The 13,290-nt window shown below is 44.7% G+C and carries 10 protein-coding genes; 7 read left to right on the top strand and 3 right to left on the bottom strand.

Annotated elements, in window-relative coordinates; all coding sequences use genetic code 11:
• Positions 1 to 136 precede the first annotated feature (136 nt).
• The 7 genes from HF312_07720 to HF312_07750 all read left to right on the top strand — a co-directional run bounded on the left by HF312_07720 (position 137) and on the right by HF312_07750 (position 9,878).
• Entirely contained in the window at positions 137 to 2,065 is a 1,929-nt protein-coding gene (locus tag HF312_07720) for a HAMP domain-containing protein (protein ID MCU7520093.1), read from the top strand.
• Between the two features lie 97 nt (positions 2,066 to 2,162).
• Positions 2,163 to 2,801, top strand: coding sequence for a response regulator transcription factor (locus HF312_07725; protein MCU7520094.1), 639 nt, complete (start codon positions 2,163 to 2,165; stop codon positions 2,799 to 2,801).
• An 851-nt stretch (positions 2,802 to 3,652) separates the two neighbouring features.
• Entirely contained in the window at positions 3,653 to 4,339 is a 687-nt protein-coding gene (gene queC, locus HF312_07730) for a 7-cyano-7-deazaguanine synthase QueC (protein MCU7520095.1), read from the top strand.
• A gap of 42 nt (positions 4,340 to 4,381) precedes the next feature.
• The gene (gene queF, locus HF312_07735; GenBank protein MCU7520096.1) at positions 4,382 to 4,765 is read left to right on the top strand and encodes an NADPH-dependent 7-cyano-7-deazaguanine reductase QueF; all 384 of its coding nucleotides are present in this window, start codon (positions 4,382 to 4,384) and stop codon (positions 4,763 to 4,765) included.
• Positions 4,766 to 4,990: 225 nt separating this feature from the next.
• The gene (locus tag HF312_07740) at positions 4,991 to 6,382 is read left to right on the top strand and encodes a tyrosine phenol-lyase (GenBank protein MCU7520097.1); all 1,392 of its coding nucleotides are present in this window, start codon (positions 4,991 to 4,993) and stop codon (positions 6,380 to 6,382) included.
• A gap of 71 nt (positions 6,383 to 6,453) precedes the next feature.
• Positions 6,454 to 9,015 carry a [protein-PII] uridylyltransferase gene (glnD, locus tag HF312_07745; GenBank protein ID MCU7520098.1) on the top strand — a complete coding sequence of 854 codons (2,562 nt, stop codon included), beginning with the start codon at positions 6,454 to 6,456 and terminating at the stop codon, positions 9,013 to 9,015.
• A 29-nt stretch (positions 9,016 to 9,044) separates the two neighbouring features.
• Positions 9,045 to 9,878, top strand: coding sequence for a glutamate racemase (locus HF312_07750; protein MCU7520099.1), 834 nt, complete (start codon positions 9,045 to 9,047; stop codon positions 9,876 to 9,878).
• 73 nt (positions 9,879 to 9,951) lie between these two features.
• Here HF312_07750 and HF312_07755 read toward each other — a convergent pair whose 3' ends face one another.
• From HF312_07755 to HF312_07765, 3 genes are all read right to left on the bottom strand, one after another.
• Complete coding sequence (locus tag HF312_07755; GenBank protein MCU7520100.1) at positions 9,952 to 10,479, bottom strand: NUDIX hydrolase; 528 nt, start codon at positions 10,477 to 10,479, stop codon at positions 9,952 to 9,954.
• Positions 10,480 to 10,577: 98 nt separating this feature from the next.
• The gene (locus HF312_07760; protein MCU7520101.1) at positions 10,578 to 10,937 is read right to left on the bottom strand and encodes a DUF1232 domain-containing protein; all 360 of its coding nucleotides are present in this window, start codon (positions 10,935 to 10,937) and stop codon (positions 10,578 to 10,580) included.
• Positions 10,934 to 12,982, bottom strand: coding sequence for a S9 family peptidase (locus tag HF312_07765; protein ID MCU7520102.1), 2,049 nt, complete (start codon positions 12,980 to 12,982; stop codon positions 10,934 to 10,936). The genes HF312_07760 and HF312_07765 overlap by 4 nt, the downstream gene beginning before the upstream one ends.
• Positions 12,983 to 13,290: the final 308 nt, after the last annotated feature.

Raw genomic sequence — 13,290 nt, forward strand, 5'->3', positions numbered from 1 at the left:
CCCAATAAATGTTAAATTTTAAGTTTTAAGTTTTAAGTTGAATTCTATACCTCCGCCTTTCCCTTTACCTTTGCATGGATTTTTAATATGTTCGCAGGAATAAGAATTTGCTCCGAGTAATTAAACAAAGGATCCAATGGCGCCTTTTGAACCCAAGATCATCAGGAATATAAAAATATCCTGGAAGCTGAGGCTTACGGCTTTGGGCTTTCTTCTGCCCCTCGTAATACTGCTTTACCAGCTCATCTCAGAAAAGAATATATCGATAGATTTTGCGGACAGAGAATTAAGGGGAACAGTCTATCTCCAGCCCTTAAGTGAACTCTACAGGTATATGTGGCAGCTTGACCGTGAGGCAATTTACGGAAAAATAAACACTAAGGCTGAAGTACTTTCCGGCAAAGTTGACGCCGCCTTCAGGCGCCTGGATGAATATGAAAAGAAATTCCCATGCTACAGCAGGATATCTAATGATATAAAGGAAATTACAGCCCTGAGGTCTGAATTCATCAGTAACTTTCCTGTTGCCTCCCTTCAGGAAAAGGGCTATAAGAGCATGGAAATGCTGCAGAAGGTCCGCTTTGTAATCATTGACGTAGGAGACTTATCCAACCTCATACTTGACCCGAGGCTCGACAGCTACTACCTGATGAATACGGTCCTGATGAGAATTCCGGAAGCTACTTTTCAGATCTACCAGATCATACATTATTCCGATATGATACATACCGGACTCAGGCTGAGCCCTGATGAACTCTCACGCGTGCTTGAGCTTAACGGGCTCTTAAAATCCAATATAGTTAAAACCCGGGTGACTATGGAATACGCCTTCGGGCGTAACGCAGGCGGACAGCTGCAAAGTGCCCTGAAGACAAAACTGCTGGATGCCATAAATAAATCCAGGTTTTTTACTCAGATACTGGACAGCGCCTTAAAAAACAGAACTATTCCTGAAAAGGCTTTATTTGAAGCCTCGGCAATTCAGGCCGTGGATTCAAACTTCAAGCTCTGGAAAAGCTCCACCGAAGAGCTGGATAACCTGATTAAAAAAAGGATCGTAGAGCTTAAATATAAAAAGTATTTAGCTCTCGGCATTGCAGGCGTTTTTATTCTGCTTACAACAATGATCTTTATTTTTGTTTCGGGAAACATTACGCGCTCGGTTCAAAGGCTCAATGAAGCGGCAAACAGGGTGTCAATCGGGGACCTGGATGCCACGGTAGATATAAATGCAATGGACGAGCTAGGCAATCTGGGGCGGAACTTTAACAAGATGGTTGTGGAATTAAGGAGCTTTATAAAAGAGAAAACAGAACGATTCGAGGAAACTGAAAAAGAACTTACAAACAGGATCTACCAGCATGAACAGCAGGAGGAAGCAACAAGCCAGCAGCTGAGAAACCTTTCTTCAAGAATACAGTCCATCAGGGAAGAGGAAAGAACAATGATTGCCCGCGAGATCCATGATGAACTAGGACAGGTGCTTACGGTCCTGAAGATACAGATATCCCTCTTTGCAAATAAACTCAGAGACGACCAGAAATACTTAAAGGAAAAAATTGAATCTGCCAGCAAGGTAATTGATAAAACAGTTGAATCGGTGCAGAGGATATCGGCAAAGCTCAGGCCGGGGATACTCGACGACCTGGGGCTGATACCCGCCATAGAATGGCAGGCACAGGATTTTCAGAAAAGTACCGGAATTAAATGCGACTTAAGCCTACCGAAAGAGGAAATTGAAATGGATGAGGAAAAGTCCACAGCCATATTCAGGATCTTTCAGGAAGCGCTTACAAACGTGGCAAGGCATGCAGATGCAAGTCTTATATCCGTATTTATGGGAATTTCCGGCAGGAACTTGGTTCTTGAGGTGACAGACGACGGCAAGGGAATTACCGGACAGCAGCTCTATGACCCCAGGTCACTGGGGCTTTTGGGAATGAAGGAGCGCGCCTATATTCTGGGCGGCTCGGTTGTAATTTCAGGAGAGCCGGGCAGGGGAACTTCTGTAAAAGTTGCTATGCCTGTAGCCGGCAGAAATGAAATCCTGAACGCCGGGGTATAAAAGGATTAAAACAGGCGGCAGACAAAGTACAGTCTGAGGCTTGATTTTTAGCCGGGATTTCTTTTGATTCCATACACAAAATAAAAGGGGAGTTCAGTTGATCAGAATTCTTATAGCAGACGACCACGCAATTGTACGCGAGGGCTTAAAGCAGATTGTGGCCGAAGAAAACGATATGAAGGTGCTTGGCGAGGCTTCAAATGCCAATGAGATGTTCGATCTTCTGAAAAAGAGTAAGTGGACGATTGTTGTCCTGGACATCAATATGCCGGGCAAAAGCGGTCTTGAGGCCTTAAAGGAACTAAAGGTGCTCTATCCCGCGCTTCCTGTTTTAATATTGAGCATGTATACCGAGGAGCAGTACGGCCTGAGGGCAATCAAGGCCGGGGCCGCGGGCTACCTCAAGAAAGTAAGCGCCCCGGATGAACTGGTAAAGGCGATAAGAAAAATCGTCTCTGGCGGAAGGTATATAAGCGAGCCTCTGGCGGAAAAGCTTGCCTCCATATTCGAATCAAAGAACAGGGCACTTCCGCACGAAACGCTTTCAGACAGGGAATACCAGATAATGTGCCGCATAGCCTCGGGGAAATCGGCCGAGGAGATAGCAGAAGAGATCTCAATCAGCATCAACACGGTTTACTCATACCGCAACCGCATACTGGAGAAGATGAACATGAAGTCAAACGTGGAGCTCACGCAGTACGTCATCCACAATAAACTCATCGAACTGGAATAGCCGCGACCTTTTAGGTCCATGGTGTATACACAAGTTGGCACCTGCTTTATTCCATACTCAGGAATTCAGAAAACCCGTGAAATTAAGAGCATTTAGAAAGACACAGTTACTAAGCCCCGGAGGGGTGTTTTGTTTGTAGCCGGGGGTGACCAAATTCACCGAAGGTGAATGCGGGAACCCCCGGGGGAAATGATCCCAAACCCCACCCCCGGAGCCGCGGCAGCCGCGACATATTCCCGTTCCATGATGGATAAATTTCATGAAATTGGGTTATCATTTGTGGTTAGGCGGGATTTCCCCAATAGATTCAACCATTTTCCATACATGTCGCCCCTCCCGGGGCTCTTTTTTGTGTGGGGGGAATACGTTTCCCGGGGGTTCCCTCACCCCTCCGGGGTTTTGTCACCCCCGGCTACAGACAAAGCGCCCGCCCGAGGCGGGCTTAGTGATTGCGTTATTCCAGATGCTCACATTTCATATACGGGGGGATTGCTTTATGCTCTAAAATGTGTATACACCGTAGGCCTTAAAGGTCGTGGTTAGTCATAGAAAAATCCCTCCCAAAATCCCTGTAACAAAATCTATTACAAAACTTTCATATATTCTGTTATTTTTCAGTCGACCCCGGAGTCGTATTTTAGCACTGTTAATATTCCATTTCCAGATGATAGACTTGTACGGGGGAGCCTTGGGGGAGATGGCTATCCTCGTACAAGTTTTTTTATTTTCTGCATTTACCGCGCCCAAAGATCACTTCAAAACAATTAACACGCTGCGCATTTCTGCCCTTTCATTTTCATGCTTTATTTTTGTATCTTGTCTTGCATTTTTAGAAAAATATTATGAGCATTATGAACGGGAAAAAACTTGCGGTTGTTGCCGTAAGCGGAGGAATGGACAGCCTGGTTACTGCCGCTATTGCAATGAGGGACTATGAAGTGGCCTTTGCACATTTCAATTACGGACAGAGAACAGAAAAACGTGAACTGAAGGCTTTTTTGGACATTGCGGATTACTACCAGGTAAAACACAGGCTTATTATTGACTATACTCACCTGGCTAAAATTGGCGGATCATCCCTTACAGATAAAACGATTGATATAGAAAAAGCGGACCTCACCAGAACCGATGTGCCTATGTCTTATGTCCCTTTCAGAAACGGCAATATACTTTCAGCCTGCGCAAGCTGGGCCGAAGTCCTCGGGGCTGAGGCTATTTTTATAGGCGCAGTATATGAGGATTCCTCGGGATATCCCGACTGCCGCCCGGAGTTTTTTGCCGCTTTTGAAAAGATGCTGGATCTGGGTACTAAACCCTCAACCAGAATTAAAATTGAAACACCGATAATCCATTTTTCTAAAGCAGAAATTGTAAAAAAGGGTATTGAACTAAATGCCCCCTTGAACCTTTCATGGTCGTGCTACCAGAACGAGGACGAGGCCTGCGGAGTGTGCGACAGCTGCGCCCTCAGGCTCAGGGGATTTAAGATAGCCGGATGTGAAGACCCGATCCGCTATAAGATAAGACCGGCATATTAAAAACTATTTGAATCAGTTTGGAATTTTATTAAGGAGATATAAATGGAAGAAAGAGTAAAGATCCTGGAAGTGTTTAAGAACCAGTACCCCAACAGGGATTACACTATTATACACGAGGCAACCGAATTTACATCGCTCTGCCCCAAGACAGGACAGCCTGACTTTGCAACAATTACAATTGAATATATACCGGAAGAACTCTGCGTCGAGCTTAAAAGCTTAAAACTCTATCTGCAGTCCTACAGGAACGAAGGGATATTTTATGAAAGCGTAACAAATAAAATTCTTGACGACCTGGTTGAGGCTACAAAGCCGCGCTACATGCATATAACCGCGGCCTTTAAGGTGCGCGGCGGAATCTCTTCTGTAATTGAAGCAGATTATGAGAGCGACGACTATAAGGAAAGCTACTGGGGGGAAAACTAATTGTAAGAGGATCCATAGGGAAGTAAAAGGAAAATTTTTGTCAGGAGCAGGGATGCCCTCTTTTTTCTGCAAAGGCGCCATTATGAAAGTGCACGCACTTAAGAGCCATCCTTTAGTAACAGTATCAGTGTCAGTTATCTTAATTGTTAAATAAATCTGTCCTCATGCCGGAAGATCCCGGATGGGGAAAACTCTCATTAAACAAAATCTTAAACTGGAGAAGTTATGGCAAAAAAGATAGTCAAAAGATCCTGGGCTGAGAACTTTAGAATCAAAGTGGTTGAACCGATTAAAATGACCACAAGAGAGTACAGGGAAAAAGCCGCAAAAGAGGCCGGATATAACACTTTCCTGCTCAAATCAGACGATGTGTATATCGATCTGCTCACAGATAGCGGTACAAACGCTATGAGTGACTATCAGTGGGCCGGCATGATGATTGGCGATGAGGCCTATGCCGGAAGCAAAAATTTTTATTACCTGTGGGATAACGTAAAAAAATATTACGGACTTCCTTATTTTGTCCCTACTCACCAGGGAAGAGCCGCCGAACATATAGTATCAAAGATACTCATTAAACCCGGTGATTATGTCGCCGGTAATATGTACTTTACTACTACACGCCTTCACCAGGAACTGGCCGGCGCTACTTTTGTTGACGTTATTATTGATGAAGCACACAACCCGGCAAGCGAACATCCCTTCAAGGGCAATGTAGACCTTAACAAGCTGGATAAACTGGTTAAGGAAGTAGGCGCAAAAAAAATTCCTTATCTCAGCATTGCAGGACCTGTAAACATGGCGGGCGGACAGCCTATCTCCATGGCTAATATTGTTGAGGTTGAAAAGTACTGCCAGAAGCACGGCATTAAAATGTGGATGGATGCTACACGTGCAGTTGAAAACGCCTATTTTATCAAATTGCGCGAAAAAGGCTATAAGGATAAGACCATAGCACAGATCTTAAAGGAAATGGTCTCTCACTTTGAGGGCATCTGGGTCAGCGCAAAGAAAGACCTTATGGTTAATATCGGCGGCATTCTTGCTACAAGAAATAAGAAGGTTTTTGAGGAAGCAAGGAACCTGGTGGTGGTATATGAGGGTTTACATACTTACGGAGGTCTTGCAGGGCGCGACATGGAAGCCATGGCCCGCGGAATTGAGGAAATGGTTAACTTCGATACAATCAGGGCAAGAATCGGACAGGTTGAGTATTTTGGAAACAGGCTCATGGAATACAAAGTGCCTATAGTTCACCCAATAGGCGGGCATGCAGTCTTCCTTGACGCAAAGAAATTCTTGCCCCATCTGAAGCAGACCGATTTCCCGGCTCAGACGCTCTGTAATGAAATATATATCGATTCTGGTGTCCGCGCAATGGAAAGAGGCATCGTTTCGGCAGGAAGAAACAAGGTTACAGGAGAACATAACCTGCCTAAACTTGAACTCGTACGCCTTACGCTGCCCAGAAGAGTTTATACACAGGCTCACATAGACGTGGCAACCGAGTCGATTGTTGAGGTTTATGAAAACAGAAAATCCATTAAAGGCCTTAAGATGGTTTATGAACCTAAGTATTTAAGGTTCTTCCAGGCCAGGTTCGACAAACTTAAATGATTAATGCTTTTAGAGGGGCAGGCGGGCTGCCTGCCCCTTTTTTAAGCTGAATGAAAAATAAAGAATTTAATATGATCAATCCGGCAGAAATAAAACAGGAATTCATTAAAAGCAGGGATAAGCTTTTCCGCAACCCCCAGCTTCAGAAAGATGCCTTCAGGTTCTGCGTGGCGTACAGCCTCCTGGTCGAAGAGCACATCTTCATGATTGCCGGGCAGGAAAAGTCTGACTTTGCCCTCGCCTCTGCCGGAAGCTTCAGCCGCAGGGAACTCTCACCGTATTCCGATATAGACATAATGTTCATTGCCGAAAAGATTGAGGACAATGAGAATCAGATCAGGGACTTTGTTAGGCTGCTCTGGGACTGCGGAATTGAGGTCTCACACACAACGCGCGATTTCTATGATATTGAAAAATTCCTGAACAAGGACCTGCACACTTTTACACAGTTCTTTGAAACGCGTTTCCTTCTGGGTAATGAAAAAGTTTATCAGAAGTGGAACGGGCAGATATTCTCTTCCATAGAATCTCAGGATATGCCGGAGATCCTTTTTGAATTTTTCAGGGACATTGAATCACGGTATAGCAAATACGGGAAATCCGCAAAAACTCTGGAGCCCAACCTTAAAATGTCTGCCGGTGCCTTAAGGGACCTGCACGCGGTAGAATGGATGTATTCGCTGAAAAACAGGGTGCTTCTTACAGAGCAGTCGGAAATTACACAGGCCGAGAGCTTCATACACCGCCTGAGGGAAGAGAAGATTACTTCGGCAAACGAGTGCAAGAGCGTGCTGGAAAGCTACCGCTTCATTCTGAACGTCCGCAATATGCTTCACCTGATCAGCAAAACCAGAAACGACCGCCTCGAATTCAGGGCACAGACAAAAATTGCGAAGATTCTGAATTACAAAGGGGATTCATCCGTACAGAACTTCATGCGTAACTATTTCCAGGCGGCAAATACTGTAAACCGTTTTTCGAAAACTATGATCAGGCGCTACGAGGAGGAAATTGCATATCCTCTGTCAAACTTCCTTGCCGTAGAACTTGATGAGGATTTTACGCTGAAGGGCTCCACGCTTTCAATTAAGGACAGCCGCAGCCTTTCTCATTCTGACATTTTAAGGGCTTTTTATTACAGGGGGCTTTACAGCGCAAGGTTTGACGAGAGCCTGCGCTCTTTGGTAATTCAGAGCATAGAGCACATAGGGCAGACTGAAAACAGTTCGGGCAGCGAAGCGCGCTCTTCTGTATTCTTCAGGGAAATTTTAAGACTTCCCAAGAACGTCGGCGAGACGCTTATAAACATGAATGAGCTGGGCGCACTTCAGCTCATACTGCCGGAGTTCGGCGACCTTATAGGGTTTTTCCAGGCAGGAGTATATCATAACTATACGGCTGACGAGCATACCTTAATTGCAATCAGCAACGTGGAAAGCCTCTTTGGGCAGGAAAGTGAGCTGGGAAGGATCTATACCAGCCTCAAGGAAAAAGAAATTTTATATCTTGCAATACTCCTGCACGATATTGCAAAGCCCGTCAGCGTCTCAGGCCATGAGATCATTGGCGCCGAAATCGCCTCATCGGTTATGTACCGCCTTGGCTATGATGAAAAGGAAGCCGAACAGGTAAGCTTCCTGGTTGAAAACCACCTCGTAATGGAACAGATAGCTTTCAGGCGTAACCTGAACGACCCGGTGACGCTGAATAACTTTACGGCAAAGTTTTCTTCTCTGATGGATCTGGACCTTTTGTATCTTATTACGTATGCCGACTTGTCGGCCGTAAATCCTGTGGTCTGGACAGAATGGAAAAGCGACCTTCTGGCCGAGCTTTACCGCAAGGCCAAGGCCATGCTGGTTGAGCAGCTTACGGGCGAGGAGCTTTTGTTCTCAAGCACAATCAGCTTCCCGCAGGCCGAGGCCGACCCGACGATGCAGAAGCATATAGAATCAATTGACGACATAGGCTACATTCAGCACTTTTCAGAAGAGGAGATATTAAGCCACCTTAAAGAGATCAGCAAGGGCTTAAGCCTTTCTGTTTTCTTCAAGCAGGTTAACGTTTTTACAAATATTACGATAATAGCAAAGGATTCACCGTCACTGCTTTCAAGGCTTTGCGGCGTGCTTTCAATTAACGACCTGAATATACACGACGCAAGGATATTTACGCGCAAAGACGGAATAGTTATAGACAGTTTTAATGTGACGGATTTCAGGACCCATAAGCTGGTTGAAGCCGAAAGGTATGAGAAAATTGAAAGCGACTTAAAAGCGGTTATTGAGGGAAGCTTCCAGCTGGTGCAGGAGTTCAAGCGCATGAAATCCAAGTGGTGGCGTATAGAAAACAAATTCTTCAAGCGTTCTGGCAAGGTTAAAATTGCATTTGAAGAGCACGATAAATTTACAATTATTGACGTATTCTCACCCGACCGCCTGGGGCTGCTTTATCAGATCACAAGAAAACTTTCCGAACTGGGTTTGTCAATCTACTTCGCTAAAATTTCCACCAAGGCAGATGATGTGGTGGATTCCTTCTACCTTTTGGACCGCAACGGAAAGAAGGTGTCTCAGAACGATTATGAATTTATTAAGGCTGAGCTGACCTCTGCCATAGAACAGATGTTATAAGAATTATAGGATCAAGTAAAGTGAATTTCATGGAAAAAGAAAAGCCGATAGGTGTATTTGATTCAGGTATCGGCGGACTGACGGTTGTAAAAAGAATTTCTTCAATTTTACCCACAGAAAACATAGTTTATTTCGGGGATACTGCCCGCGTGCCCTACGGCTCAAAATCCAATGCAACCGTAGTGGATTATTCTCTGCAGGATGCGGGATTCCTTATGAGCAAAAACGTCAAGGTTATTGTTGTTGCCTGCAATACGGCCTCATCAGTTGCTCTGGATGAGCTGAGAAAATATTTTAATGTGCCGGTTATAGGCATGATTGAGCCCGGTGCCTCATTTGCGCTGAAAAATACAGTAAGCGGGAAAATTGGCGTTATCGGTACAAACACCACGATAAATAACCAGGCGTATTCAAAAGCAATACACCGCCTGAATCCTGAGGTTGAGGTCTTCGAAAAGGCATGCCCCCTGTTTGTACCTCTGGCAGAAGAAGGGTGGATAGAGCACAAGGCAACTTACCTTATTGCAGAAGAGTACTTAAAGGAATTAAAAGAGGCTGGGATAGACACCCTCGTGCTCGGCTGTACGCACTACCCGATCCTTTACAAGGTGATACAGGAAGTTATGGGACCTGACGTAAAACTTATAGATTCAGGTATTGCAGCAGCAGCGGTAGTAAAAAGCGAGCTGGAAAGGATTGGCTTCTGTACAAACTCATATTCCAACGGTCTTCAGGACTTTTATGTCAGCGATATACCGCAGAAATTTAAGGAGATAGCGGAACTTTTTATGGGGCGGGAGCTTCAGTATATAAAGAGAATAGATCCTGAAAGCCTGGCTATGGTAAAGCCAGAATTGAAATAGAAAGCTTTATAGGTGCCAGGAACACTTCCTGGCACCTTTCTTTCATTACTTTTTAATTTTTCATTTTTAATTTTTAATTGACTTTCGCCATCAGTATGCCCGAGAGACTTTTGGCGTCTACCAGTTCACCGTTTTTAATTTTATCCTCAATTTCCTCTTTTGTAAGCTCAAGCACTTCCATGCCGTGTTCACCTTCCTCGCGGTTGTGATTGCCGGGGGTAAGTCCCTTTGCAAGGTATATGTGAAGCACTTCGGTACAGAAGCCGGGAGTTGTATAGATGGCGCCGAGCTTTGTTATTTCCTCAGCCTTGTAGCCTGTTTCCTCCTCGAGCTCGCGTACGGCGCATTTCATGGGGTCTTCGCCCACCTCAAGTTTTCCTGCCGGAAGTTCAAGAAGAACCTTCTGAAGAGGGTAGCGGAACTGCTTTACAAAAACTATTTTGCCGTCATTTTTTATTGGAACCACAACAGCTCCTCCCGGATGGATTGCTATTTCGCGGACTCCGGGGTTGCCGCTATTGTACTCTATCTGATCTACCTGAAGGTCAAATACTTTGCCTCTGAATAAAGTTTCGCTTTTAATTACTTTGAAATTTTTCATTAAATGTCCTTGTTTAAAAATAAAGAGCAGGATAAAAGTTAAATAATATTAACAGTGTATCCTGCCCAAACGGATTACTCTAAATTTTAACTTAAGTTTTATACAAATCTTCTCTCATAGTACGGGATGAGTTCGCTGCCTAAAAATTTCAGCACGGCAGTTATTACACCCAGGTCATCCAGATACCCGATTAAAGGGGCCAGATCCGGGATGGCGTCAATAGGAGAAATAAAGTATATAAGTGCTCCCACTACGATCGCCTTGCGGTGCCATGATACGTACGGGTCGCGCATATATCTGAACAGTGCTTTAATATCCCTGGTAAATGAGATTCTTTTTCCCACTTTCTCCAGTTTTGTCCACAGCTCTTCACTTACGAATTCTTCTCCCTTGCGGTATTCCTCTTCGCTGGTGTAGGGGCGTTCCAGTTCATCCAGATCCGGGCGGTAGTCACTCATATTCCTTGCCTCTTATAATGTTTATTAAACCAGTCAAAAACCGTATTCCACCATAAACGGGCATTCTGGGGTCTTACAACAAAGTGAGTTTCCTCGGGGAAATAGAGGAATTTGCTTTCAACCCCTTTTCTCTGCAGAGAAGTAAAATTCTGGAAAGCCTGTTCTTCAGGCACGCGGAAATCCATACCTCCCTGCACAATGAGCATCGGGGTTTTGAAATTCTCCACGTACTCATGAGGGGAAAACTTTCTGTAAAGGGGTCTGTTTGTCCACGGTTTGCCCTTGTTCTCCCACTCGGGGAACCAGAGTTCCTCTGTAGTGCCGTACATGCTTTCAAGATTAAACACCCCGTCGTGGCATACCAGTGCGTTAAAGCGGTCCGTGTGGCCTTCAATCCAGTTGATCATGTATCCGCCGTATGATGCACCGGCTGCGAAGGTATTTTTCCTGTCAATAAAGTTGTATTTACTAATAACATAATCATAGGCATTCATTAAATCAACATAAGGCTTGCCGCCCCAGTCGCCTGAGATTTCATCTGTAAACTTCTGCCCGTATCCTGTTGAGCCTCTCGGGTTCGGAGCAACAACCACGTAGCCCTGGGCAGCGAACATCTGAAGGTTCCATCTGTAGTGGAAGTCATCTTCCCAGTGCCCCTGCGGTCCGCCGTGAATTAAGAACATTAAAGGATACTTCTTGTTGGGATCGAAAAACGGGGGCTTAACCAGAATAGACTGAACCTTTGCACCTGCGGCGCCTTTGCTCCAGAAGGTTTCAATAGGATTCATCTCGAGACGGCTTAAGAGTTCGGTGTTTGAGGAGGTGAGCTGCTTAACACTTGAGCCGTCTGAGTTCATTGAAAAAATTTCTGTGGGGAGGTTCGTTCTCATCTGGCTGAAATAAACAGTTTTGCCGTCGGGAGAAATTCCGAAGAGGTTATTTATATGATCTTTCAAGAGTATGTCAATTTTGCCGGTTGCAACATCCAGCCTGTAAATTGAGTTATAAACCTCGTTTGCACAATCAAAATAAATTGCTTTTGAATCGGGTGACCAGGTTATGTCGCCAACGGAACGGTCGAAGCCTTTGGTCAAATCCTTTGTTGATCCGGTCTTCCTGTCGTAGAGCATAAGGCGCTGGCGGTCTGCCTCAAAGCCAGCCCGTTCCATGGAGCAGTAGGCAATGTACTTTCCGTCAGGGGAGTAGACGGGGCTGTTGTCGTTGCCGCGGCTGATGGAAATTTTTGTATAAGGTGTTTTCCCATCCTTATTTGCGTCTTTAAGCTTAACTATAAAAATATCATTGTTTGTGCTTACGGCTAAAGTTTCAGCTTCGTTCATTGTGAATGCAATTTCCTGTCCGTCAGGCGAGAAGCTGTAGTCGTTTGAGCCTCCTAAGGCAATAGGCGGCACGTCAGCTTTGCTGTTTAGTGTCAGGTCGGTATATTCCTTTTTATCTTTATCCATTAAGAACAGGTGGCTTCTTTTGTCGCCTCTCCAGTTGTCCCAATGCCTGTACATGAGTTCAGTAAAAATGGAAGCCTTAACCTTGCTTTTATCTTTTTCCTCGTCTTTCTGCTTATTGCACTCCTGAGTGGTGCACTCCGGGTAAACAGAAGAAACGAATGCAATTTTACTGCCGTCATTAGAGATAACTTCTCCGCCGGCCGCAGAGTATATATCTGTCAGTTCCTTATCGCCTGAGCCGTCAAGGCTGCATTCGTGGAGCTGTCCTCCGACAGAATAAACAATTCCTTTCCCGTCGGGAAGGAAGCGGGGCTCGGTTTCATTTTTATCTGAATTTTTAAGAACTCTTAAATTTGAACCGTCGCTGTTAACGATCCAGATATCCGCATTGCCCTTGTTTTCATCCATGCTGTAGGATGTAAGTACAAATGCAATTGTCTTCCCGTCTGCAGAGATTACGGGGGAGGTGACTCTTTTCATTGCCCACAGGTCGTCGACCGTAAGGGCATGCTTCTGCTGCGGGTATATTACTGATGCAGCCGTTAAAAACATTGCAGCAGCAAAAAGAAATTTTTTCATTAATGCCTCAAGATGATTAAATTAATTAAAGGTAAAAATATATAACTGGTGCCTCAAAAGTCAACATATTATTAAGCTCTGTAAAAGGGTGTGGAGAAGCGTGAGGGGTTAAGGACGTAAGCTGCAGTAAAAGCTTCATTGCATGAAAGTTCAGCAATAGAGAGCTCGCTTTTACATTTCATCTGATTGTTCTCAAAGCTCACGGTTTCAAAGAAAAGGGCACTATTTTATCTCTTTTAGTGGTTTGATATTAGCGGCCTTTTTTATTAGTTTTAGGTGCTAAAAACAAAGTTGTTGCAAGGAGAATT

This window comes from Ignavibacteria bacterium (genome assembly GCA_025612375.1).
GTDB lineage: Bacteria > Bacteroidota > Ignavibacteria > Ignavibacteriales > SURF-24 > JAAXKN01.